The organism is Massilia yuzhufengensis (assembly GCF_900112225.1).
Classification (GTDB): domain Bacteria; phylum Pseudomonadota; class Gammaproteobacteria; order Burkholderiales; family Burkholderiaceae_D; genus Telluria; species Telluria yuzhufengensis.
The window spans coordinates 24,222-45,220 of sequence record NZ_FOLD01000040.1; the positions used below are offsets into that span (position 1 = coordinate 24,222).

Below are 20,999 nucleotides of genomic sequence, written 5' to 3' on the forward strand. Positions count from 1 at the left end.
TTGTTCTACGAGTTCTTGTCGGTTGTCTGCTGAGTCGGAAGATTTCCGCGTTGCAGGAAAAGCATCACATCAAGGATTCCAAGCGCGCGCAACTTGTCGATGTCGCCTTTCAGCTCAGCGAAAACGACGTCGGGGTCGTAGCCACGCTGACGAAGCTTCTCGCTGATGCTGGCGAGTCCGCCGCTGATCTCGGCCAGGTCGGCTTTCACGTCCTGCTCCGGATTGACGTAGTCCCACTTCGGCGGGCTGAAGTCGACCGCCTTGTCGCGGACTTGGATCTTTCCGGCCAAATAGGCGTGCTCGATGAAGGCGTCGTGAATTGGCACTAGCAGCTTGGGGATCAACGTAAGCCATTGCATCTGGGTGACTGCGCGGCGGAAGTCCAGCAGGCGCACGCGCGCACTACTGAAGTTGACTTCATTCATGTCGCCAGTAAGCAGGTGATACGGCACGCCCATGCCAGCGGCGATCAAGTGCAAATTGAATTTGAGGTAATCGACGTAACCTGGAGCGGCTTTCGGCTCAACAACCGTGAAGTTCATCCCAGCGGGCATGCCTACGATTCCACCACCACCCAGCTCGCCCAGGTCACGCGCGCCCTGCCCTTGCACGCCACCCGCTTCGCCCATTCCAGCCGGGTTGTCCATAGTGGTCAGGTCCCCGCTTGCCAGCACTGACAACCGTGTTTCCAAGTTCTTGCGCGCCAGTTCAGCGTCTTCGTACAGTTGCAGGTCGCGCGTTCGACTGATCACCGGAGCTAGGCGGGTGAAGCCACGGCCTTGACCGGGACGGTCCGGGTTGAACAGGTGGATGAGGTCCTTGCCCGGAACGCGCTGGCTTTGCGCGCGCCCACGCACTACGGCCACTTCGCCGGGATGCTGGTCCCACAGGTAGTAGGCTGCCACGGCCCCGAGCATGTCGTACTCGATGCCGTTGATGATCTGATTGCCATTGAACGTGCCCGAGCGTGCATCGTCGATCCAGTCAATTTCCAGTAGCTGGAGCTGCAGCGGCACCGGCAAACCGTCGGTCGGCCGCCTTGAACGCAAGCGCACGAGCACTTCGCCGTCCCGCTCCATGGCGACGTAGGCTGCTTTCACCAATCCGAAGAAATCGAAGCGGCCGTCAGCGTCGCACACCTTCCACCACTCCTTGAGCAGCAAGTTGATTTTGTCCTTCTCGCGGCCGGTCGCGCGCGGGATGATACCGGCGCCTACGGTGGCCACAGCCAAACCATCCAGCCCGGCCCAGATGTAGGGGACGTTCTGCACCAGGGCGCGAGCCTTGGTGCGCAGGGTCTTGGCGTCGGCGCGGTGGTCCGCGTTGGCACTCGCGCCGGCTCGGCGCGGGCGCCAGCTGTCGCGGGGGCTGGCCGCCTCATAGGCGCGTTCGAGCTGGCGGCGAGCGAAGTGGCGCGCAATGCCTGCGTGAGGGTTGACCCAGCCTACGATGCGATCGATCAGATTCGGCATCAGTCGCCCCGGGACGTGGTAAAGCGGAAATTAAAAAGGCGAGGGCCGCGATTCTGCATGCCGCCGCTCAGCACCTTGGCGGTATGGTCACGCGCGGCGATCAGCTGTGCAGTGTTTTGGTAAGTGAGCTTGCGGCCGTCGAACTCCACCACCAGGGCGCCGGAGGCGATTGCTGCATCGAGCGCGTCGAGGTCTGATTGAGATATGGCCATGCCGCCAAGGGTAGCGACACGGCTGTCTCAATTCTCGGAAAACTGAGACTCTATTTGCTCCGCCCTGAAGTCTTGATGATCCGGTACACCGTCGCCCGGCTCAGGTGCAGGCGACGGCCGACCTCGGCGGCATTGCGGCCGTCGAACATCTTGAGCACGTCTTGCACAACCTTGTCGCGCTCGGCCTGCGATCGGCGGGGGATATAGGTCTCGATGCCCGCGAACTCGCGTCGCGCCATTTGCTTGAGCTCCTCCGCGCGCGCGCGCATGTCTGGGAACTCGAGCACGATGAATTCGAAGATCCGGTCGACCAGGTCAGAGTTATCGAGGATGACGTCGCTCACCACTGTCTCCCGGCGGGCCGGCGCGGTACGCTGGATGTCGGGGAGGGTTTCGCTGTCGGCTGCCATGGGTCGGATCCCGTATTGTTTTGTGGTGTGGGTGATGGAACTGCAGCGGCCGCGAGGACGGTCTCTCCGTCTTCAGCAACCGCCGGCTGGTCGAACATGTCGGGTGTATCCGGGTCCACGACGGCGCGCACGGTTTTCCATTGCGCTGCTGTCTTTTTGTGCAGCCCCAGATACTGTGCGCAGGCGACGGCGTAGACCATCAGGTCACCGGCCTCGTTACGGTCGCTCTTCTTCTTCTCCCAGATCCGAACTTTCCGACCGCGCTTGTAGACGTTCACGCAATACTCGGCGGTCAACTGCTCGTAATATTCTTTCGGCAGGTCACTCGGAAAGTGGATGGCGCCCGGCCCACTAGCGAGGTGGTAGCGGGCGGCCAGGTAGTCCTTCGCCGTATCGGTGCCGATCAGCCACAGCTTGGCGCCGTGGGGCATGACCTTGCCCTGCCAGCTCACGTCTACCAGGGATGGCTTGGCGCTCAGGATCGGCTTGTTCAGGGTGGAGGCACCTTTGATGGCGTACACGTTGCGGTACTGTCGGGTGCGGGTGAAGTTGTATACGTCGTGCGTATTGGCGCCGCCCGAGTCGATAAAGGCTGCAGCGATCGCCAGCATTCGGCCGCCGTGGTGGCGGTATCGAATCTGCAACGCTTCCTCGAGCTTGTCCTGGGTGGCCTGGTCGGAGGGCGAGCCGGCGATCACCTGGTAGTCGACGATCCAAGCTTCCATGCCCTCGCCCCAGGCCACGACCTTGAGCTCGAAGCGGTCGGGCTGGGTGTCAACGGTCGCGGTCAGGATCAAGCCCCCCTTCGGCACGGTGCCGCACTTGTATTCCTCGGCGCGCGCCTGCAGCTCGCCTGCCTTGGTCTGCTCTTTCTTCCGCTCCCAGCACCGCGCCAGGCGCGTGTTGTAGAACGTGATCATCAGTTCCTCGCTGCCCTCGTCCAGCTTTGCCCGGGCGGCCCGGTACTCGCGCAACATGGCGATCCACGGCAACCAGCCATAGGGCGCGAACATGGCGTTGATCGTGAAGCTTACCGTCTCACCGTCGCCGGGAACGCCGTGCGACCAAAGACCGCCAGCGAACATGCGGTTCTTGTCGGTCTCGTACATTGCGGCCCCGCAGTCGACGCAAGGGTAGATGGCGCGTCCCTCGTCGTCCTGCTGCAGGCGCTCGAACACCAGCGGCTGCGCATGGGCGCAGTGCACGCATTCGGCCAGCGCCTCCTGCTGGGTGCCCTGCTGGTACAGGCTCTCGATGATTGACTGACCGGTGATCGTCGGCGAGCTGGGGAAGTAGCTCTTGCGGTTGCGCTCGAACGTTGTCTGGCGGGCCTTGGCCAGGGCAACAGGGTCGCCCTCCCCGTTCACGTTGTTTTCCGCGCGGTCGACCTCGTCGAACAGCACGCGGCGCGCCGGGATCTCGGACAAGTTAGCCGCCGCCCCGGCAGTGACGATGTGCAGCGAGCCGCCGATGTATTCCTTGGTATCGAGCGTATTGACGGAGTCGCGCGATCGCGGAGCGGCAACCCGCTCGCGCACTTCGGGCACCGCGGCGATGGTCTTGCTCACCCGCGCGCTGGTACGCTTGGCCAGTTTGCCGGTCGGGAGAATCCATAGGAAGTTGGCCGGCGACTGGTGCACGCTGGCGCAGAACCAGTTCAGGCCAACCTGGGTCTTGAGCATCTGGGACGCGCCCATCAGCGCGACGGTCTTGCACCAGTGGGAATCGGACAGCGCTTCCATCACGGCGCGCGCGTGCGGCGTACGGCTGGTCCGGTACTTACCTGACTCATTCGCGCCCGACTCCTTCGGGATGATCATGTACTGGTCGGCCCAGGCATCGACCGTCATGTTCGGATCCGGCGCCAGGCCGCGGGCCAGCGCGGGCTGTACGACACCGGCAGCTGATGCGAAGCCAATCATTCGAGCGCGCCCTCTACCTGGGCGCCAAGCTTCTCGCTGAAGCCGTGCGCCAGACTTTCGAGCAGGAGGCGGTGCTCGCGTTCGATCACGGCCTCGCATTCGTCGGCCGTGCCCAGCGCTGCAACGTCGGCGGCAATACGGCGGGCGCAGTTCACCAGACCGTCGCGCAGTGCACGCGCCGCCTCGAACACGGCCGCATCGACCTCGCTCTTGACCAGGAACTGGCCGGCCTGCTCGGCCAGCTTGAGCTCGGCCAGCGTTGCCTCCGCGGCCTCCCGGCGCGCGCGGCTCGAATCATACCCAGGCACCTTCGCTGGAGACTCCGGACCTCCCGTCCCTCCCGCACCCGCCGACGGCCCGGGCTGCGCCCCGTTTGCCAGGGGGTCAGAGCGGTTGCCGTTGGCGCGCTGCCGGGTGTTCTTCTGGTACAGGTGGGTCGCGTACTCGGCGTCGACCTTCCCATCCGTCACGGGAATCCCGCAGCGCTCGACGGCAGCGTACCCGGACTGGCGGGAGATACCCACCAGCTTGGCCCAGTCGGCAATGGTTGTCAGGTTCGGCATGTGTTTCGGTGCGTTGTCAGGATGTTTGTCAGGAAATGTTTTCGGGTTCCGCTAGTGCGCTGACGGGGCCTGAATTACCCTTGCCAGCCATACCCCGGGAAGAACCTAACCCCCGGGGGGGGTGGGTCACGACCCGGGCGCCGATCCGCAGCAAAGTTCGCGGTAACGCGCCAGGAACGCAGCCTTCGCTTTCACCGGCGTCATCGGGACAATGGTTTCCGGCAGAGCGGTCACGCCTTCCAGGATTCCCCAGTCGGTCGCGCGCCTGGTCATCAGGTCGCGCTGCTCGGTCTTGAGCAGGATGATGTCGGCCATCTTGATCTCCGGCGGCAGCTGCGGATCGATGCCGAAGCGGGTCAACACCGCGTGCTCGACGCGCTTCTCGATCACCTTGTAGTCGGGCAGCAGCGCCTTGAGCGGTCGTGATACGTCGCCGATGAATGCTTCGGCAGCGTCGTGCAGCAGGCCAGCTAGGGCATGCCGTGGCGGCACGACCTGGCTCACCAGCACGGAGTGCTGTGCGACCGAGTAGAACGTGTGGACGTGGCCAGTGAAGCGGCAGACGTGCGACAGCGCGTGGGCGATATCGTCGATCCCGAACAGGGACTTCTCAGGCGCCATGAAGTTGAAGTAGTGGCCCGAGTTGGTCAGGATGTCGGGCCGCATTGGGTGGTGACTGCTCATCGTGTTGTCCTTGTCGCTGGGTACCGCCCTCATCGCCGGGCGGCATGGCGTTGTTGTTATCGCAGACGGGTGCTGGCCACTGCCTTCGCCCACTCCGCATCGAAGTGGACCGGGAAGCGGGCCTGTACGGTGGCCTCGCCGACCTCGTGGAACTTGAGCCGTGCCTGGTACTCGACCTTCGACACGAACACGAATACCGGGCGGATGGCACTGCCATGCGCAAAGCGGCGCTTCAGGTACACACCAGGTGGCAGGCCGCGGTTCCCGTTAGGCAGGGCGAAGTAGGTCACGCCCTGGCGCGCGATCGTGCGGTTCGAACGCTGGCTGCCGGTAGCGCGTGACTCGTGGCCAGCACCGCGCTGCACCTTCAGCTGCGACAGGATCTGGGTGATCTGGCTGCGGCGGATGTTGCCGTTGCCGTCCAGCTGGGCGCCCTCGCCCGGCACCAGGAACCAGCCGGCAGGCATCAGCCCGTTGGCCTGCAGCAGGCGCTCAGCACCCTTGTGCCCACGGCCACCGCCAAGGATCTGCGGCAGCAGGAAGCGATCGGCCGGCGTGCCCTTGCCGAATGGGTTGTCCTTGACCCAGACGCGCGCCTCGAGGCTGGTCTTCGTTGCGGCCTTGAGAAACGTACCGTTCAGGGCGTACGCGGTCGGCCGGTCGAAAGCTGTGCGCATTTCGTCCTTGATCGCAGCCTGGACATCCTTCGCGGTACGGGTCAGCGACACGGCAGCAACGAACGGACCTTGCCGGCCCAGCCCGCTGATCCTGTCGGCCATGGCCGGGAAGGTGGTCTTGATGTTCATCCGCATTTCGCGCTCTCTTTCGGTGCTTTTACAGGGGTTATCGGACTGAACAGCAGACCGTGTTACGTCGAAAGCCGCATGGAGACTGGCTCTTAACAGGGTTAACAGGGTTAACGTGGTAGTTGCTACACATGAGAGGATTCGATAGGCCTTGGCGCTTTTGTCTCGAATTCATCATGTGCGCGCGCTCGACCCCTGTTAACCCTGTTAACCCTGTAAGACCCGCATGGATACTGGCTTTCAGCGTTACGCACTTCCGGGACTGGACGTTAACCCCTGTAATCGAATGGACGTGGCTCATGCCGTGCCTTCGATCTCGTCGAGCTTGCGGAAGCGCTCACACTGCTGGCTGAGCGACTTGGGGTCTTCGCCTTCCGGCTGCGGGACATGGAACACCGTGAGCAGCCGCTTGGCCGAGCTGCCGATCGTCACCCACTGCCGATCCTTCTTGATTCGCTGGGCAATGAGCTCGGCGAACCTGGTAAGCGTCATGGCCCGGAAGCCATACCGCTTGCAGTAGCGCGAGTACGCCAGATACAGGTCTTCGGACAGGCAGGAGCAGTACGGCACGTTGAGCTCGCCCGCGGCCCAGGCCAGGAAGAATGCCTCCCAGTCGGGCCGCCCGAAGTTGATCATCCGTTCCTTCGACGCCGTCATGATCGGTTTGGTGTGCGGCGTGAAGTCGCCTATCGGGTAGTCGAGCAGGAAGGCGTAGAAAGCTGCGCTCAGCCCGTCGTCCAGTGCGGCCTGGATGTCCTTCAGCAGCGAGGGGTCGAGGGGATTGCGCGCCTCGACCACTTCAAAGCGCCGGTCTTCCGGCTCGATCGGCACCGCCTGGAACTCGTTCGACAGCATCACCACGTTCATGTGATTCGCCTCGGTGCGGTCATCCTTGAACTTCTGGCTGATCGGCATGTCGCGGCCCGTGATCATGTGCTTGATCAGGCCGAAGTGGCTGTACTTGTCCTGCCTGGACAGGATCTCTTCGAACAGCACAAACAGCTTCTGCGACCGCCAGTGGGTGTACTGCGCCTCGAGCTGATGCTGCCCGCCGGTGGCACCGTGCTCACCGTAGATCGGCTTGATGATCCCTTCGAAGAACAGGCTCTTGCCGGTGCCCTGCTTCTCGCCGAAGAACAGAAGCGCGGTCTGCATCTTGGCGCCCGGGTGCTGCAACGGGTAGGCAAGCCAGGACAGCACCCAGTGGAAGATCTCGTCGCAGTTCGCCTCGCTGCTGCACAGGCTGTACAGGAGGCCCAGGGCGAGATCCGCCTTGGCCTGGTCTTTCTTCGGCGTGAGCGGGAAGCCCTGGAACATGTTGATGTGCGTGTCCAGGTCCACGCGCTGGGTCGGGTCGAATACCAGCTTGTCGAGGTCGACCTCGCGGTGCATCGGGTGACCGATCCAGCGTGACGCCAGGTCTGAACCGCGGGCCAGTGCCATCGCATCGTAGGCGATGACGGTGCGCTTCTCGGCGTCCCACACGGTCTTGGTCCCGTACAGCAGCGTGTACCGGTCCAGCATCATGACGATGTTGTCGGCCCCCGCCCCCCCTTCGTCGACGGCAACGCCGCGGATGGTCTTGGGCAGGTTGCGTGGGCTGATCGCGCGGCGATCGGCATGCGACGACCAGGCCGCCGCGCCCTCTTTGCCCATCATGTCAACGAAGGCAGCGCGCTTCATGCGCAGCTTGTTGAGCGAATCCCAGACGTCTGTCGAGCCGTGCACAAGGGCGCAATGCTCCAGCGCCCATTGAAGCGTGAAGATTCCCTTCATCACAGGCTCCGCCGGTACCGAGGGGGCCGGGGAAGCAGGCAGTGCGCCTGGCGCAGGCGTATCGTCGAAATGGGCCGGTACGTCGTCATCCAGGGCGCCGGCGGGTGCAACGATGAGGGCGCGGGAGCGTGCGGCCCGCACCTGGTCGCGCACCACGTCCAGCGACTCGGCCAGGAACAGGTCGTTGAAATCGGAATCCTTGCTGTCCGGAGCCCGGTCGGTGAACACCGGGCACACCACCGACGCGTTGCCGACGGCGCGGGCCGCGGCGCGGGCGCGCGAGATCCCGGCGTTCTCGAACTTGCGCAGCTGGACCCTGCGGCCGGCGCGGATGTCCGCCTCGATATAGTCGGTGTCGGTCGCATCACGGCGCCAGGTGGCGCGGACCTGGACGATGTCGCCGTTCTTCGCCTCGACCTGGTGATCCGCGCCGTCGACCACCGGATCCCATTCGGCTTCGAAGTCCTTGAGAAGGGCTTCGCGCAGGCGCGCCACAACGCGCATGTCGTCGTCAGCTAAGAGCAGCAGATGCGTGTTCGGGAAGTCGCTGCGCAGCTGCTGCGCGACGGCCAGCAGGTTGCCCGCATTGAAGGCGACCATGGCCGGGGTGTCGAAGCCGGTGGCCATGCGCACCGTTTCGCAGGTGGCATAGCCCTCGCCGATCTCGATCAGAGGGGTGTCCTGGTTGACCTTGCCGAGCAGGCAGCACGCCCCGATCATGTCCATGCCGGAGCTGAAGCGCTTGCCGCCATCGGCGGCGATCTTCTGCAGCCCGGCCAGCACCGCGCCGGTGCCGCTGTATTTGCGCGCCGGGACCAGCAATTGGCCCTTGGCGTCGATGCGCGTGCCTTCGCACGTAATGCGCTTGCGCTCGAGGTAGTCGTGCGGCTCGACGTCGGTCGCGTTACTGGCATCACCCCAGGCCACCCGGGCACGGTTGGCCGCCAGCTCGGCGTCGCGCAGCTTCTGCTCGGCCTCGGCCCGCTGGTGTTCCGCCTGCTTACGTTCGGCTTCCGCACGATCTTCCGCGGTGACGCCATCCCAATCGAGCTTGACCGGAATGGCATTGTTATCGTCGCCGCGCCAAATGCCGAAGCTGCCGGTGACGACACGCTTCCCGCTGCGCAGATCGATCTCGCGCAGCACGTACCACGCCTTCTTATCGCGGCCAAATCGGTGGATCTTGCCGTCGACGACAGGATGGCCGGAAGGAAGCGGCGGCAGGCCCGCGTCGCTCATCTGGTCGATGATCTGCTCAAGCGTCGCCATGGGCCACCTCCCTGCTCGCCTCGAGCAACGCCAGTTGCGTCTGCAGGTGCGCGAGGACGCGGGCCTTGTCGACCGGCGCAGCGGCCGGTGGCGCGTCGCGGTAAGTGCGACGGGATTGTTCGATCACAGCGCGATCCAGTGTCATCGTCGGATTAGCGGCCATGACCATCTGTGCCGTTGATGACGGTCGGCTTATGGCAGTAGATGTGAAACATCAATGCCATGAGCTCCTTCATCGTTTTGTGCATCTGCTGCGCGATGTCTTCGAGTGTCCTTCGCTCACTTGAGCTGATGACGCCGTCTTTGACCGCCTCGGTGTATTCGGCTGACAGCGCGCCAAGCTCGGAATACAACTCGTGGAATTTTTGATGCAGTGCTTCGCCGGTGACACCATCAGCGTCAGGAAGCTCCATGAACACGCCACCGGAGGCGGCGGCCACGGCTTGCGCAAAGTGCGAGGTGCCAGCGTGTGCCTGGATCAGGAGCGCCGTAGAGACGCGCATGCCCGAGCCTTTTACCTCGTACACGCGCGCCTCCAGCTGCGACCTGGTCATGCCGAGCGTCGCCGCAGTGCCGGTCCAGCCGTGCACCTTGATCATGTCTTGGTATGCAGTCAACATTTCCACAGTATTTCCTTCCATCTCTTGGGTATTGCAACCGCCGTCAAATCGTTATCATTTCTGCTCGAAAACCATTCCGAAGACAAATGATTTCCTATGTGCAACTCTTTACGCGGCATAAAGTCACGCTTGCTTCAAAGGCTCATCAGGGAGCGCAAACGGAATGCTCTAATTTTTCAGGTAACCTTGTTTGTTCGATCAGGGCGTTTGCTTACCCTGTCGGCCGCCAAGATCTGCGGCCATACGGTGTGGAGTTATGAACTCGGCTCGGGGGCTGCCGTGTCCCCTGCCGTGTCGGAAGATCGTCGCTTTGGACCTTCGCAGTACTGAACATGAAGCCCCACGATCGCCGAGAGCGTGGTGCTCAGGCATCGTGCTTGACCGTTCAAGATGCGATTCACTGTCGGCTGAGACATCTTGAGTTCAGACGCCAACTTGGTTTCGCTCCACGTTGTCGCGGTCTTGATTTCTCGAAGAAGGGTCGAAGGGTCTTTGTCCATAACCCGTAGCATATACGCGAATGAATAGGAAAGCAATCCACGAATGAATAGCGTGTTGTGTGCGCCCTATACGCCCGCGTATAGTCGCGAGATGACCATCTCATCAAGGCTAGACCAAGCGATGCAGGCAGCAGGAATCCTGTCGCAGAACGCGCTTGCGCGCGCCTCGGGCATTCCGCAGCCGACAATCAACAGAATCTTGAAGGGGACCGGCAAGAAGGGACCCGAGACGAACACGCTCACGGCCCTTGCTCAAGCTTGTAACGTGTCTGTGCAATGGCTGACTGATGGAACTGGCCAGATGGCCAGGACGCCAGGTGAGGCGCCTCAAGAAGCCGAGGTTATGAATATTTCAGTGGACGACGAAGCAGTCAAGTTCGTTGCCATCCGGCTAGTGGCGCGCTTCATTCATGCTGGTCTCAATGGACACGGCGGCGATATTGAGTATGACGATCACTTGGTTCGAAGTGTGCCGCTCGATTGGATCTTAGAAAAGCGTCTGATTCCTTCTAAGCTGGTCGGCATCCGTGTCAAGGGTGACAGCATGTACCCCACCCTCCGCAAGGGAAATGTCGTAATTGTTAATACTGCAGATTGTGACCCTCGTAACCTGGCGGATGGGCAGCTCTATGCAGTGAACCATAACGACCGGCCAGTAGTGAAGCGACTGGAGTTGGTATCAGGCCGCTGGCATCTTTCCTCGGACAATCCCCTACCTGAGTACCGCAGTCGGCCTGTGGACGAGAGCACCGAAATCATCGGGCGCGTGGTTCGTATGGAAGCGGACTTTATCTAATGAAAATTCGAGTCGCAGAGGTCACGCCGTACGGCTCACCCATCCTCGTAGCGGTGGTGCCATCAGAGTACACGACTCCTACGCACGGAGCGGACCTTATTGCCAGGATTCAGCCGTACTTCCCGATCCATCCAATCATGCTCGTCTCTATTCAAGGCAACGGCTTCCAGGCATACGCGCCCTTCGAGACGCATAGGCTACTGGCCCTGATCCAGCTCGAGTACTTAGATTTGAACGAGCTTGACCTCAGTATCCCACCCCCAGAAAAAGAGGAAGAGCTACCGTTTTGAAAGAATCGGTGAGTCTTCCTAGGTTCAGGGCCCCTATACTTGAAGTGCGAAACGGCACGCTGAGATGCCGTCATGATGGTAGGAAGAAATGGAATTTTTCGGTTTTTGGCTCATATGCTCGGTCGCTACTGCGATCGTCGCCAGCTCAAAGGGGCGGTCAACCTTCGGCTGGCTTATCCTCGGCTTCCTTTTCAGCTTCATTGCGCTAATATTAGTTGCCGTCCTCCCCTCGCAAAAAGTTGCACCGCGCGACCCCAACGCTCCGACTCCCGATACCCACGTCCGCTGTCCTGACTGTCGCGAGTTCGTCTACAAAGACGCTCGCAAGTGCAAGCACTGCGGCATCGCGCTCGTACCCAACGCGTAGTCACTAAGTAGATTGCCTCCTCCTGAGTAGACGAGGCGTTTTCACGACACAAACTATTCATTCGCGTATTGCTTAAATTATCCATTCGTGTATAGTTGCCTTCATTAAGTTGATGGAGCTCACATGAAGACCTTCCACGTCACCGTCCAAACCGGCACTGCCCCGTACGTCTACAGCGCGCTCGCCGCTTCGGCTGGCCAGGCTGCCGAAGATGCTGCGTCCCGCTTTGCAGATGTCCCTTGTGGCATCACCGTCACCAGCTGCGAGGTGCAGTGATGACGACCGTAGCCAAGATGCGTAGCACCATCCTCCGGTGCGCTACCGAAGCTGCTAAGGAAGAGCCGCGCAGCGTCGAGTATCGCCTCCACTCCTTCATTGCCAAGCTGTCTGGCTCGATGGAGTCGATGGGCGAAAGCGAGTTGGACAAGGCGCTCTGGAACCTGTTCGCCGCGCCGCAACCACAACCATCTGCAGCAGGAGCCTGACATGGGCTTCTTCGCTCTCTACCGCTACTACCGCTTCATTGGCCTGCCCCGCCTCACGGCGGTCCGCCAGGCCATCAAGCTCCGCATGTACTGACATGCATAGCCTCGTCCCAGACCGGGCAGCACTCGAAGTGGCGCACGCCAAGCTTCAAACGGCTGCCCACCTGGACGAGATGCTGAAGAACCCGAGCCTCAAGATCATCTTGGAGGCCGTCGCCCGCCGGCACATGCAGCGCCGCGCGTGTGTCGACGTGAAGAAGCTGCAGGCCAACGATAACGAAAAATAATGAATCAGCATAACCACGCACATAGCGACTCGGTGCCGCCCCCAAAGGTGGATCAGGAGGACTGCAAGCTTGCCCAGGAGCTGCTCAGCTACCTCGAGGAAAAGCTCAGGATTACCCAGCTTCTTCCGAACATGGCAATGCCTCGATTCAGCGACTTTACGCCCGAGGTAGAACGTCGCGCCCATTCCAACGTGGATCATGGCGACCGGTTATTCGCTCGATTGAAGGCGCTGCCCGCAGAGCGTTTCGCGGTCGCTATGGATCTGCTGATGGTTGCCATCGTCTTGCGCGGCACCAATAGCCTGCATACCAAAGGCAAATAACCATGGCATACGCAAACCACATGGCCTCACTGAAGGCCGCAGCCGAAGACAAGACCAACCCGGCAGTGTCGAAGACGACCCAATTCGCGATCGACCCACGCGCGCTGGAGGTCGAAGAAGGTTTCAATGCCCGCCCGCTGAACGCCGACCACGTAGCCGAGATGTCGCTGGCACTGCGCAACGGCGCAACCTTCCCGCCACTGGACGTGCGCGTCGACGACGGGCGCATCCTGATCGTGGATGGCCACCACCGGCACGCCGCAGCGCTCGACGCGATCGCGAAGGGCTTCGAGATCAAGGTGCTCGACTGCCGCCAGTTCCGCGGGAACGACGCCGATCGCGTCGCCCACATGCTCAACAGCGCCTCCGGCCTGGCACTCACGCCGCTGCAGCTCGGCGTCCAGTACCGCAAGTTGATTGGCTTCGGCTGGACCGAGAAGCAGATCGCCGACCGCCGCGGCAAGTCCGTCCAGCACGTGAAGGACATGGTCCTTCTGGGCGAGGCGAATAGCGACGTGCACCAGGCGGTGAACGCCGGTCAGATCTCGGGCACCGCAGCGCTAAAGATCGTCAAGGAGCACGGGAGCAAGGCGGGTGCCGTCATCAAGGAAGGTGTGGAAGCCGCCCAGGCCGCCGGGAAGACCAAGGTTACGCCCAAGGCTCTCGCGAAGGGAAAAAGCAGCAAGGTAAGCGACAAGCAGTTGCTCGAATGGCTGCTGGCCAACGGCCAAGTTGAACCGTTCGGCGTCGTTACCGATACGCGCGATTTCAGCATCACCATTTCTGTCCCGGCAAGCGCTGGCGACACCACCGACCTGCGCGCCCTGCTCACGGCCGCTGCTGGTCACCAATAACCACAGCCTGAAAGGACCAGCATGAAGAAAGACCCAATCGGCCCCGGCTCCACTGTCAAATTCGACAGCGAAGACGGCCCACAGACCGGCACCGTCCACGAGATCAAGACGGACCTCACCAACGGCGCCAAGGTCGCCCTGGTGCGCGTGGCCGGCACCCTCAGCGGCGCGCCGTGGCGTGTTCCCGTGAATGACTTGACGCACGCGGAGGCGGCATGAGCTCGAAGGCTTTCGCCCTCTTCCTCCAGGAGCTGCGCGATGGACGCACCCACACCGAGCTGACCGCCCAGATGGCAGCGCTCCTGGAAAAGGTCAAGGAAACCGGCAAGGGTGGCGAGATCACCCTGAAGCTCAAGGTCAAGCCTGCCGGCCGCGGCTCGGACGTCGACAAGATCGTCATCGCCGACAGCATCACCGTGACCCTGCCGAAGCCGGAACGCGGCGAGGACTTCTTCTGGCTGACCGAGGAGAACGACCTGTCCCGCAACCACCCGCGTCAGCACTCGCTCCCGCTGCGTGAAGCGACCACCCCTCAACCGACGACGTTTAAGGAAGCCTCGAAGTGAACGATAACAAAAACGAAACCATCGGCCTCGTGGCCGGCACCGCCAGCACGCAGGAACACTTCCACATCGATGCCACCGCGATCGAACAGATCGGCGCTCTGTCGCTGGCGGCCAGCTCCGTGCAGGAGATTGGCGGCACCACCCACCTGGTGATCCCGAACGAGCACAAGCACATCGACCTGACGACCGCCATTGAGCGGGCCGGCACCGCGCCACGCCGCAAGAGCGGCACCGTGCAGCTGGGCGACATCCACAGCTTCAATGTGTTCGTCGCCGACCAGGGCGTCACGTCGGACGTCTACATCTACGCCGATCCAGAAGCGCGCACGCTCACGGCGGTGCTGAACGACCACGTCAAGTCGGGCTCGACCGCTGGCTGGCGTGACCTGCGCGCCGTGTTCAAGGCTGAGCTCAGCCGCGAGTTCGCCACCTGGATGAGCTTCAACAAAAAGCCGATGGAACAGGAAGAGTTCGCCATCTTCCTGGAAGACAACATCGCTGACGTGGTCGAGCCTTCCGGCGAGACGCTGCTGCAGGTCGCATTGACCCTGCAGGCGAAGACCGAGGTCAACTTCGCCAGCCACCGCCGCCTCGACAACGGCCAGGTGCAGTTCACGTACAACGAGACCATCGACGCACGCGCAGGTACCGGCCTTATCGAGATCCCACGCGAGTTCACCATTGGCGCCCGGCTGTTCAAGAACGGCGACGGCTACAAAGTCCGCGCCCGCCTGAAGTATCGCCTCCTCAGCGGCAAGGTCAAATTCTGGTACGAGCTGGACCGCGCCGAGAACGCGATCGAAGACGCCTTCCAGGCGTACATCAACCAGGCCCGCGAGAACGGCTTCTCCGTGCTCATCGGCAAGCCGTAAGCAGCGAGCCCGCCATGCCAAGAGTTCACAAGCGCCCACAGTTCCAGGCCAAGGCCAACGTGCCGATGGCGACAGAGACGCGCGACCGGCTCGCGCTTGAAGTGCGCATGGCGGGTGAATCCCTGATTGCCCGCCCTTCGATCGATGCATACAACACGCTCTCGAAGATCCTGGCCTCACTCAACCGCGCCGGGCTGACCGCCCAGCTGCTGGACCCGGTTACCGACACCATGAACGTTATCTGCGATCGCTATGAGCAGTCGAGCAGCATCACCGTGGAGACCCAGGAGACCGCTCAGCTCCGCCAGGCGCTCGCGAACGTTGACGCCGGACTGCATCGCGTCCCGCTGCAGCGCCTGGCGCGCGCGGTGGCTGAGGTGGAGGCGTTCTTCGTGATCAGCACAGATGGCCCGCAACAGTAGGAACGAAATGACGAATACTAAACAGGCCAGCAGCACATCGGCCGCAATCGAATGGTTCGAAGTGGCCGATGTGCTACCGGATGACGAAACCACCGTGATGATAGTTCTGGACGGCGAAGAGGTCTGGATCGGCTGGCGTTCTGAGGACCTTTGGTACGACGTCAGCGCAAGGCCGGCCGGTGAGCGCGTCACGCATTGGGCCCATCTGCCGGCCGCACCTCTCAGGAGCGCCGCATGAAATTCGGAACCCTCAGCGCCGGAGGCCTCGAGCGCTTCCGCAAGAATACCGCTACCACGACACCGATCAGCCTACGTCGCAAGCAGTGCGCCTGCGGCAAGATCGTCACGGCCAAGCAGCTTGTTCAGCACGGGGCCTGCGGCACGTGCGCGCAGCAGCAAGCCAAGGCGAAAAAGGCAGCCTGATGAAGCTTTCAGAAAAACCATCGCGCCCCGTACTGCGATATCACGGGGGGAAGTTCCGACTGGCGCCGTGGATCCTGTCCTTCTTCCCAGAGCACACCGTCTACGTTGAGCCATTTGGCGGCGCTGCCTCCGTGTTGTTGCAAAAGCCGCGCGTTGGCGCCGAGGTCTACAACGATCTGGACGGGGAAGTGGTCAACCTGTTCCGCATCCTTCGAGATCCCGACCAAGCGCTCGAGTTGCAACGCCGGGTTGCACTCACGCCCTTTGCCCGCGACGAATTCAACTGGGCCTACGAGCAGCCAATCGACGATATGGACCGTGCGCACAAGCTTGTCACGAAGGCATACCTGGGCTTCGGCAGCGACTCGGCGACGCGTCCTCACAGAACTGGGTTCCGGTCAAAGTTGACCGACGGCCGCGTGCTGCCCGCGATCGAGTACTCGTCGTGGCCTGACGCTATTCCGTCCTTCACGCGCAGGCTGCAGGGCGTGCTCATCGAAAACTGCGATGCAGTCACGATCGTCAAGCGGATGGACACTCCCAATACCCTGATCTACGTGGACCCGCCGTACTGCCACAGCACCCGAGCAGCTAGCCGTGGCTACCGACACGAGATGACCGATGACGATCACCGCAACTTAGCAGCGGCCTTGCATGCAGCGACGAGCATGGTCGTGCTATCGGGCTATCCAAGCCCGTTATACGACGATGAGCTTTACGCCGACTGGATCCGTTGCGAGCGACGTCACATGGCTGATCACGGCAAGGCGTCGACCGAAGTGGTTTGGCTAAACCCCGCGTGTGCCGCGGCGCTCGAGCAGCAGACAGTGCAACAGAGGATGTTCGCATGAACGACAGCCAGGACACCCCGCTGGATCCAACGGCCTACAAACACCAGCTGCTGCTGCTCAAGTCCGCGCACTGCGCACGGCCCGTGCTCCACCAGGGCTTGCACCGCTTCATCAACGGCCTGTCGCTCCACCAAGACGGCGGCCGCGTTTCGATGACGGTCTACTTGGCCGGAAGTGCAGCCGGCATCGACAGTGCCGAAGTTCAAATCAAACCAGCAGGAACCACATGATCAAGACGGAAACGATGAGCGACGTGATGCTGCGCGCGCTGCGCAACCTGATCGCCAACGACAGCTACGCTGCGACGTTCCAGTCCACGCAGCAGTACCGCAACGCCCTGCTCGGCCACTTCATGGACCTGGTCGACACGCCGGGCCCTGAAGGCACGGATCTGCCGAGCCAGCGGCAAGCTATTCCGATGTTTCTCAGGCCGCAGGTCAGGATGTGTCCTCTCGATGGCGACCAACAAACCTCCGTGCAAGTGACCGCGCTTGCGAAGCGAGGAGACGCCTGATGCTCACTTACGCTATCACTCGCTCTCCCTGCGTATGTGTGCGCTGCGGCCAGCCCCAAGGCGCCGGACATTTGCCCGCCTGCCCATTAAAACGATTCACCGCCAGTTCAGGCGAGAAAGTAATAGCGTGATGGAAGACCTCTTTGCAGACACCACCTTCGGCAAACTAGCGTTGCAAAAGCTGGCGCCAACCACCACTTACTTCCGCCTTTACAGCGCGGGCTGGCTGGGCAATGGGAACCAACGGGACGTGATGGAGGTAACCGGCGCTGAGTTCCGAGAAGCTAAGCGCGGTCCGCGCAAAGGCGAACTATGCATCCTAATCCCGGGGACTCAGCGCAGGGCGTACATCACCGTCGCCGAAATGGAAGGCTTCGACGCAGCTAAGCCAACTGACATAGGTGCAGCAGGTCAGGAAGGGACCGCGTGATGCGTGAAGTTACCGAACAAGACCTACGTGCACCTCAGTACCGCGAAGGTAAACCCGATGAATACGAGATCCGGGACGACGGCAAAATCGTTCGTAAGGACCGCTTCGTGAGAGGCATGCAGGATATTGCCGCGATTCTCTTTGGCGCACGGCACCAGTACGAGATAGCCGAAGTCGTCGCAGCAGTACATCGAATGCAGGGTGTTCGCGCGAAAGACCTGATTGAGCAGGCGCGGGACGTATTCGAGAGCGAGCCGAAGGCGTTGGAATGCCTGGACTACATGCAAGCAGTGATCGACACCCAGGCCGATAGAGCACCTGCCCAAGGGGCAGCGGGAGTATGAGCGCACAGCCGCTGATGAAGGAGGCCACGCTGTGGGACTATTTCGCAGCGAACGCAGTCGCAGGCGTCACAGGCAATGAGGCCAGCGGCTGTAGCTCGCCGCGGGACTTGGCGCACTGGGCTGCGTCCGTAGCGGATTCGATGATGCTTGAGCGCGAGCGCCGAGCGAACAAACCTGCTTCCGAACAGGCAATCGATCAGAGAAAGAACTAAGTTGTGAAACCACTTTATCTTGAACTTGAGGCGGTCGCAGGGGCTGTTGCCCTTGCCGCGACTACCGTTCAACGCTTAGTGCGGCAAGGCGAATTCCCAAAGCCGCGGCAGCTATCTGGCCGCCGTGTTGCTTGGCTGGTACGCGAGGTCGAAGATTGGGCAGAAGGCCGGCCGGTGTCCGATCTGCCGCCGCCCTCCAATTCTTCTCGCCGATCTACCGGAAGCTGATGCGTGGTCAGCCTCCCAAATCAACATCCTTACTTTCGAGCTCATTTGAGATATACCTATCAGTCAGCCTCGTCAACACAGTATTTTTTCGAACGAGATAAAGACGCTGCTCATTTGCAAAATGGGCGACGCTCAACCGATCATCAGAACTAAACGCCGATAATGCGACTGACGATCTGTAACCTGTGGCGAGAAGAAAATCTTGAATAACACTAGATATGAACTCGCTTGACCATTCTAGTCTCTCCGTCAGTATTTCACGATTACGCACGTGCGCCGCCGAAAAACCTTCCATAAAATCCCTAATAAGAAATTTTAGGTCGACCTTTTTTCGCATTCTAGCAAAGCGCTCACGGATTTCTAAATTAAATTTGCCATCACTTAACTCGTCGGGTGATATGTAAAGATTGACGGTGTAACGATTTCGCTCGATACCATGACTATCCTTAACCCAACGAGATCCATAGGCAGACCCGTGTATAGGAAAACCCTGATGCTGAACATAGTTTCGAATCTTCGGAATCATCCAGTACCCGACCCGGCCATCGAATTCTTGAGAGAGTGAACTCTTCGCTTTGCGCAAGACCTCTCGATCTCGTTGGAAAATTCGATTGAAATGCTGAAGGTGGGTATCGTCATAGGTCTTATATGCGGTAAGCAAGTTCATTATTCGTCGATTGAACAAGGCAGTATTCGCATTGAATTCCTTCCTATCTCGACCGCCAATCAACATATCAACCAAACCACACCTTAGAATACTGTCTTCAAATTCCAGGTAGTTCTCCATGACAAAGTCATATTTCTGTTCGATGTATAGAGACTCGACTTGGATATTGACGGCACATCGAATATCCTCAAACTGCTCGGCTGTGATCTCGACTTTCTTTGGGCGTGATAGCGCGTTAAGCCGTAAATAGTATTCGCTCATAATGTCTTTCTATCTGCTTCGTTCTTAGCCAAGCTTTCGTAGTGTTCGCTAAGCTTGGTTAACCACTGACGCCTCTCGTTGTCGTAGCGGTGTAGGTCGTATACCCCCTTTATTCCTGTCGGCATGTGGCCAATCACTGCCTCAGCAACGTCTGAATCGCAACCCAGCGCGGTTAGTTGCGTACGGCCGGTCCGGCGCAGGTCGTGCACGGACCAGTGCGACACGGGTAGCCGGGTGCGCCGATACTCTGGCCGGGTGGTTGAATACGGCTGGTGCATCCAGACCATCGCACTGATGTTCTTCTGCTCGACATGCCCGCTGCGCCCTGTCGACGGAAATATGTACCCTGCCTTGACCACCTCCATGCGCCGCCTCACGATCGCCTCGGCCCGGCCAACCAAAGGAACGCGCAAGTCAACGGCCTGATCGCGCCATGAGTTTTTCGTCTTCGCTTTCGGGATCGTCCACCAGAGGCCGTCTTTTTCGCGTGTGATTTCATTCACTTCCATTTCCACGATCTCGCTTCCGCGGGTACACGTCCACATGTAGAGCGTGACGACGTCCTCCACTAGCCGCGAAAAGTTAGGCAGCCATGGGATTAGAGTTCCGATCTCCTCCGCGCTGAGCACACGCTTACTGGTTCCGATACGCTCGCCCTCGCGCACGCGCCCCTTGCTGCGCAGCTTCCCGCGCATGAGCTGACGCCACCAGTTCGGCACTTCTGGGTCGAGCCGGCCCGCGTCGTGCCCGTACTCCCATGCGGCGCCGAGCTCCATGCGGATCCGACCGGCCTGGACGGGCGTGTCGACGTAGGCCTGCAGGATGTCGAACGCGACCGCCCTGGTGACCTTCGGCGGGTCCATCTCAGCGAAGGCCGGATGTTCACCGAGCACCTTCTCGATCGTCCGCCGGGTCTCTTCAATGCCCTTCGGCTTGCGGTTCTTCAGCACATGTCCCTCGAAGTACAGCTTCCACAAGCCGCGCACCGATGCGCGGCGCGCCACAGCCTCCCGGGCCGCGTTAACCGCAGCTCGCTCTTGCTCACGGGTGGCCCGCCGCTCGGTAGCTGGGTCTCGTCCTGCCGCCCGTAAGTCGCGCAGCGCCTCCCATTCGACTTGGGCTTTCACTGCCGACATCGCCGGCCAGGTGCCGATCTTCACTTGGCGCATCTTGCTGTCGATCGGGCTCTTGTACCGATATGTCCACGAACGAGTCGTAGTGGTCGCCTCCAGGCGCAGCCCTGGGCACTCGGAAATGGTAAAGTGTTGGCCGGGCTCGAGGAGCTTGGCGGCCTTCGCATCGAATTGCATGTTCCCTCTCGGCGTAACGCCGGCGTAGCTTTCTACTAGCCGACTCTAATGACCGGAGATTGTAGCGTAACCTGCTGATGAGTGAACTCAAAAAGCTACGCTAAAATATGGAGTGTTGTGGTTTGTAGTGGAGTGTCGTGACTAGATTCGACTCCGCGCCCTGATCACCGCACACCCTTATAGAACATGGACTTAGCTGAACAAATGCCGCTAGATCAACAGGTTACCGATATCGGCAAAAGCAAGATTACCCCTATGATGCA

31 protein-coding genes are annotated in these 20,999 nt (G+C 61.0%); 19 read left to right on the forward strand and 12 right to left on the reverse strand.

All coding sequences use genetic code 11. The features are described 5' to 3' along the window. Positions 1-5 precede the first annotated feature (5 nt). The 10 genes from BM031_RS22690 to BM031_RS22735 form a co-directional block, all read right to left on the reverse strand. Positions 6-1,472 (reverse strand): phage portal protein, encoded by a 1,467-nt coding sequence (locus BM031_RS22690; protein WP_091876851.1) that lies wholly within the window; start codon positions 1,470-1,472, stop codon positions 6-8. Continuing rightward, complete coding sequence (locus BM031_RS22695; RefSeq protein ID WP_091876853.1) at positions 1,472-1,684, reverse strand: phage head-tail joining protein; 213 nt, start codon at positions 1,682-1,684, stop codon at positions 1,472-1,474. Before BM031_RS22695 ends, BM031_RS22690 begins: the two co-directional genes overlap by 1 nt. 50 nt (positions 1,685-1,734) lie before the next feature. Continuing rightward, positions 1,735-2,028: a Mor transcription activator family protein gene (locus tag BM031_RS22700; protein WP_229409154.1), complete on the reverse strand. Its 294-nt coding sequence runs from the start codon at positions 2,026-2,028 to the stop codon at positions 1,735-1,737. Then, positions 2,025-4,016 carry a phage terminase large subunit family protein gene (locus BM031_RS22705; RefSeq protein ID WP_091876857.1) on the reverse strand — a complete coding sequence of 664 codons (1,992 nt, stop codon included), beginning with the start codon at positions 4,014-4,016 and terminating at the stop codon, positions 2,025-2,027. The genes BM031_RS22700 and BM031_RS22705 overlap by 4 nt, the downstream gene beginning before the upstream one ends. Next, entirely contained in the window at positions 4,013-4,579 is a 567-nt protein-coding gene (locus BM031_RS22710) for a type 1 periplasmic-binding domain-containing protein (protein ID WP_091876859.1), read from the reverse strand. Before BM031_RS22710 ends, BM031_RS22705 begins: the two co-directional genes overlap by 4 nt. 126 nt (positions 4,580-4,705) lie before the next feature. Continuing rightward, positions 4,706-5,263 (reverse strand): HD domain-containing protein, encoded by a 558-nt coding sequence (locus BM031_RS22715; protein ID WP_229409155.1) that lies wholly within the window; start codon positions 5,261-5,263, stop codon positions 4,706-4,708. 56 nt (positions 5,264-5,319) lie between these two features. Beyond that, positions 5,320-6,069 carry a hypothetical protein gene (locus tag BM031_RS22720; RefSeq protein WP_091876863.1) on the reverse strand — a complete coding sequence of 250 codons (750 nt, stop codon included), beginning with the start codon at positions 6,067-6,069 and terminating at the stop codon, positions 5,320-5,322. A gap of 297 nt (positions 6,070-6,366) precedes the next feature. Then, complete coding sequence (locus BM031_RS22725) at positions 6,367-9,114, reverse strand: DUF5906 domain-containing protein (RefSeq protein ID WP_091876865.1); 2,748 nt, start codon at positions 9,112-9,114, stop codon at positions 6,367-6,369. After that, positions 9,101-9,241, reverse strand: a complete 141-nt coding sequence (locus tag BM031_RS25700; protein WP_177207867.1) for a hypothetical protein — start codon at positions 9,239-9,241, stop codon at positions 9,101-9,103. Before BM031_RS25700 ends, BM031_RS22725 begins: the two co-directional genes overlap by 14 nt. Before the next feature lie 25 nt (positions 9,242-9,266). Further along, the gene (locus BM031_RS22735) at positions 9,267-9,755 is read right to left on the reverse strand and encodes a YmfL family putative regulatory protein (RefSeq protein ID WP_307187520.1); all 489 of its coding nucleotides are present in this window, start codon (positions 9,753-9,755) and stop codon (positions 9,267-9,269) included. 522 nt (positions 9,756-10,277) lie between these two features. Between BM031_RS22735 and BM031_RS22740 the strand changes: the two genes are divergently transcribed. From BM031_RS22740 to BM031_RS22835, 19 genes are all read left to right on the forward strand, one after another. Continuing rightward, entirely contained in the window at positions 10,278-11,030 is a 753-nt protein-coding gene (locus BM031_RS22740) for an XRE family transcriptional regulator (RefSeq protein ID WP_091876872.1), read from the forward strand. Beyond that, positions 11,030-11,320 carry a hypothetical protein gene (locus BM031_RS22745; RefSeq protein WP_091876874.1) on the forward strand — a complete coding sequence of 97 codons (291 nt, stop codon included), beginning with the start codon at positions 11,030-11,032 and terminating at the stop codon, positions 11,318-11,320. Before BM031_RS22740 ends, BM031_RS22745 begins: the two co-directional genes overlap by 1 nt. Before the next feature lie 490 nt (positions 11,321-11,810). Continuing rightward, complete coding sequence (locus BM031_RS25705; protein ID WP_177207869.1) at positions 11,811-11,963, forward strand: hypothetical protein; 153 nt, start codon at positions 11,811-11,813, stop codon at positions 11,961-11,963. Then, a complete protein-coding gene (locus tag BM031_RS22755) occupies positions 11,963-12,172 on the forward strand; it encodes a hypothetical protein (RefSeq protein WP_091876877.1) in 210 nt (69 codons plus the stop codon). The genes BM031_RS25705 and BM031_RS22755 overlap by 1 nt, the downstream gene beginning before the upstream one ends. Before the next feature lie 95 nt (positions 12,173-12,267). Next, the gene (locus BM031_RS22760; RefSeq protein WP_091876879.1) at positions 12,268-12,459 is read left to right on the forward strand and encodes a hypothetical protein; all 192 of its coding nucleotides are present in this window, start codon (positions 12,268-12,270) and stop codon (positions 12,457-12,459) included. Then, a complete protein-coding gene (locus tag BM031_RS22765) occupies positions 12,459-12,782 on the forward strand; it encodes a hypothetical protein (protein WP_091876881.1) in 324 nt (107 codons plus the stop codon). The genes BM031_RS22760 and BM031_RS22765 overlap by 1 nt, the downstream gene beginning before the upstream one ends. Before the next feature lie 20 nt (positions 12,783-12,802). After that, on the forward strand, positions 12,803-13,636 hold the full coding sequence (locus BM031_RS22770; RefSeq protein ID WP_177207870.1) for a ParB/RepB/Spo0J family partition protein: 834 nt from the start codon (positions 12,803-12,805) through the stop codon (positions 13,634-13,636). Positions 13,637-13,657: 21 nt separating this feature from the next. Further along, positions 13,658-13,855: a hypothetical protein gene (locus BM031_RS22775; RefSeq protein ID WP_091876885.1), complete on the forward strand. Its 198-nt coding sequence runs from the start codon at positions 13,658-13,660 to the stop codon at positions 13,853-13,855. Then, the gene (locus BM031_RS22780) at positions 13,852-14,202 is read left to right on the forward strand and encodes a YfdP family phage-associated protein (RefSeq protein WP_091876887.1); all 351 of its coding nucleotides are present in this window, start codon (positions 13,852-13,854) and stop codon (positions 14,200-14,202) included. Before BM031_RS22775 ends, BM031_RS22780 begins: the two co-directional genes overlap by 4 nt. After that, positions 14,199-15,074 (forward strand): DUF2303 family protein, encoded by an 876-nt coding sequence (locus BM031_RS22785; RefSeq protein ID WP_091876889.1) that lies wholly within the window; start codon positions 14,199-14,201, stop codon positions 15,072-15,074. The genes BM031_RS22780 and BM031_RS22785 overlap by 4 nt, the downstream gene beginning before the upstream one ends. A 14-nt stretch (positions 15,075-15,088) precedes the next feature. Continuing rightward, on the forward strand, positions 15,089-15,496 hold the full coding sequence (locus BM031_RS22790; RefSeq protein ID WP_091876891.1) for a hypothetical protein: 408 nt from the start codon (positions 15,089-15,091) through the stop codon (positions 15,494-15,496). A gap of 7 nt (positions 15,497-15,503) precedes the next feature. Continuing rightward, positions 15,504-15,734, forward strand: a complete 231-nt coding sequence (locus BM031_RS22795; protein ID WP_177207871.1) for a DUF551 domain-containing protein — start codon at positions 15,504-15,506, stop codon at positions 15,732-15,734. Continuing rightward, positions 15,731-15,919: a hypothetical protein gene (locus BM031_RS22800; protein ID WP_091876895.1), complete on the forward strand. Its 189-nt coding sequence runs from the start codon at positions 15,731-15,733 to the stop codon at positions 15,917-15,919. The genes BM031_RS22795 and BM031_RS22800 overlap by 4 nt, the downstream gene beginning before the upstream one ends. After that, entirely contained in the window at positions 15,919-16,770 is an 852-nt protein-coding gene (locus BM031_RS22805; protein WP_091876897.1) for a DNA adenine methylase, read from the forward strand. The genes BM031_RS22800 and BM031_RS22805 overlap by 1 nt, the downstream gene beginning before the upstream one ends. Continuing rightward, positions 16,767-17,000 (forward strand): hypothetical protein, encoded by a 234-nt coding sequence (locus BM031_RS22810; protein WP_091876900.1) that lies wholly within the window; start codon positions 16,767-16,769, stop codon positions 16,998-17,000. Before BM031_RS22805 ends, BM031_RS22810 begins: the two co-directional genes overlap by 4 nt. Then, complete coding sequence (locus BM031_RS22815; protein WP_091876902.1) at positions 16,997-17,284, forward strand: hypothetical protein; 288 nt, start codon at positions 16,997-16,999, stop codon at positions 17,282-17,284. The genes BM031_RS22810 and BM031_RS22815 overlap by 4 nt, the downstream gene beginning before the upstream one ends. Before the next feature lie 130 nt (positions 17,285-17,414). Next, a complete protein-coding gene (locus tag BM031_RS22820; protein WP_091876905.1) occupies positions 17,415-17,714 on the forward strand; it encodes a hypothetical protein in 300 nt (99 codons plus the stop codon). Continuing rightward, entirely contained in the window at positions 17,714-18,058 is a 345-nt protein-coding gene (locus tag BM031_RS25710; RefSeq protein WP_177207872.1) for a hypothetical protein, read from the forward strand. The genes BM031_RS22820 and BM031_RS25710 overlap by 1 nt, the downstream gene beginning before the upstream one ends. Before the next feature lie 215 nt (positions 18,059-18,273). Then, a complete protein-coding gene (locus BM031_RS22835; protein ID WP_091876909.1) occupies positions 18,274-18,498 on the forward strand; it encodes a helix-turn-helix transcriptional regulator in 225 nt (74 codons plus the stop codon). A 7-nt stretch (positions 18,499-18,505) separates the two neighbouring features. On the opposite strand, the gene BM031_RS25310 is transcribed toward BM031_RS22835, so the two are convergent. Further along, on the reverse strand, positions 18,506-19,426 hold the full coding sequence (locus tag BM031_RS25310; RefSeq protein WP_143084684.1) for a hypothetical protein: 921 nt from the start codon (positions 19,424-19,426) through the stop codon (positions 18,506-18,508). After that, a complete protein-coding gene (locus BM031_RS22840; protein ID WP_091876911.1) occupies positions 19,423-20,736 on the reverse strand; it encodes a tyrosine-type recombinase/integrase in 1,314 nt (437 codons plus the stop codon). The genes BM031_RS25310 and BM031_RS22840 overlap by 4 nt, the downstream gene beginning before the upstream one ends. Positions 20,737-20,999 lie beyond the last annotated feature (263 nt).

What these genes read in the sequence shown, in the direction of transcription:
- BM031_RS22720 (WP_091876863.1), bottom strand. Translation starts at nt 6,069, where the DNA reads ATGAACATCAAGACCACCTTCCCGGCCATGGCCGACAGGATCAGCGGG.
- BM031_RS22755 (WP_091876877.1), top strand. Translation starts at nt 11,963, where the DNA reads ATGACGACCGTAGCCAAGATGCGTAGCACCATCCTCCGGTGCGCTACC.
- BM031_RS22695 (WP_091876853.1), bottom strand. Translation starts at nt 1,684, where the DNA reads ATGGCCATATCTCAATCAGACCTCGACGCGCTCGATGCAGCAATCGCC.
- BM031_RS25705 (WP_177207869.1), top strand. Translation starts at nt 11,811, where the DNA reads ATGAAGACCTTCCACGTCACCGTCCAAACCGGCACTGCCCCGTACGTC.
- BM031_RS22805 (WP_091876897.1), top strand. Translation starts at nt 15,919, where the DNA reads ATGAAGCTTTCAGAAAAACCATCGCGCCCCGTACTGCGATATCACGGG.
- BM031_RS22705 (WP_091876857.1), bottom strand. Translation starts at nt 4,016, where the DNA reads ATGATTGGCTTCGCATCAGCTGCCGGTGTCGTACAGCCCGCGCTGGCC.
- BM031_RS22690 (WP_091876851.1), bottom strand. Translation starts at nt 1,472, where the DNA reads ATGCCGAATCTGATCGATCGCATCGTAGGCTGGGTCAACCCTCACGCA.
- BM031_RS22710 (WP_091876859.1), bottom strand. Translation starts at nt 4,579, where the DNA reads ATGCCGAACCTGACAACCATTGCCGACTGGGCCAAGCTGGTGGGTATC.
- BM031_RS22760 (WP_091876879.1), top strand. Translation starts at nt 12,268, where the DNA reads ATGCATAGCCTCGTCCCAGACCGGGCAGCACTCGAAGTGGCGCACGCC.
- BM031_RS22780 (WP_091876887.1), top strand. Translation starts at nt 13,852, where the DNA reads ATGAGCTCGAAGGCTTTCGCCCTCTTCCTCCAGGAGCTGCGCGATGGA.
- BM031_RS22775 (WP_091876885.1), top strand. Translation starts at nt 13,658, where the DNA reads ATGAAGAAAGACCCAATCGGCCCCGGCTCCACTGTCAAATTCGACAGC.
- BM031_RS22815 (WP_091876902.1), top strand. Translation starts at nt 16,997, where the DNA reads ATGATCAAGACGGAAACGATGAGCGACGTGATGCTGCGCGCGCTGCGC.
- BM031_RS22745 (WP_091876874.1), top strand. Translation starts at nt 11,030, where the DNA reads ATGAAAATTCGAGTCGCAGAGGTCACGCCGTACGGCTCACCCATCCTC.
- BM031_RS25710 (WP_177207872.1), top strand. Translation starts at nt 17,714, where the DNA reads ATGCGTGAAGTTACCGAACAAGACCTACGTGCACCTCAGTACCGCGAA.
- BM031_RS22770 (WP_177207870.1), top strand. Translation starts at nt 12,803, where the DNA reads ATGGCCTCACTGAAGGCCGCAGCCGAAGACAAGACCAACCCGGCAGTG.
- BM031_RS22725 (WP_091876865.1), bottom strand. Translation starts at nt 9,114, where the DNA reads ATGGCGACGCTTGAGCAGATCATCGACCAGATGAGCGACGCGGGCCTG.
- BM031_RS22840 (WP_091876911.1), bottom strand. Translation starts at nt 20,736, where the DNA reads ATGCAATTCGATGCGAAGGCCGCCAAGCTCCTCGAGCCCGGCCAACAC.
- BM031_RS22820 (WP_091876905.1), top strand. Translation starts at nt 17,415, where the DNA reads ATGGAAGACCTCTTTGCAGACACCACCTTCGGCAAACTAGCGTTGCAA.
- BM031_RS22735 (WP_307187520.1), bottom strand. Translation starts at nt 9,755, where the DNA reads ATGGAAGGAAATACTGTGGAAATGTTGACTGCATACCAAGACATGATC.
- BM031_RS22790 (WP_091876891.1), top strand. Translation starts at nt 15,089, where the DNA reads ATGCCAAGAGTTCACAAGCGCCCACAGTTCCAGGCCAAGGCCAACGTG.
- BM031_RS25310 (WP_143084684.1), bottom strand. Translation starts at nt 19,426, where the DNA reads ATGAGCGAATACTATTTACGGCTTAACGCGCTATCACGCCCAAAGAAA.
- BM031_RS22800 (WP_091876895.1), top strand. Translation starts at nt 15,731, where the DNA reads ATGAAATTCGGAACCCTCAGCGCCGGAGGCCTCGAGCGCTTCCGCAAG.
- BM031_RS22715 (WP_229409155.1), bottom strand. Translation starts at nt 5,263, where the DNA reads ATGAGCAGTCACCACCCAATGCGGCCCGACATCCTGACCAACTCGGGC.
- BM031_RS22810 (WP_091876900.1), top strand. Translation starts at nt 16,767, where the DNA reads ATGAACGACAGCCAGGACACCCCGCTGGATCCAACGGCCTACAAACAC.
- BM031_RS22795 (WP_177207871.1), top strand. Translation starts at nt 15,504, where the DNA reads ATGACGAATACTAAACAGGCCAGCAGCACATCGGCCGCAATCGAATGG.
- BM031_RS22765 (WP_091876881.1), top strand. Translation starts at nt 12,459, where the DNA reads ATGAATCAGCATAACCACGCACATAGCGACTCGGTGCCGCCCCCAAAG.
- BM031_RS22740 (WP_091876872.1), top strand. Translation starts at nt 10,278, where the DNA reads ATGAATAGCGTGTTGTGTGCGCCCTATACGCCCGCGTATAGTCGCGAG.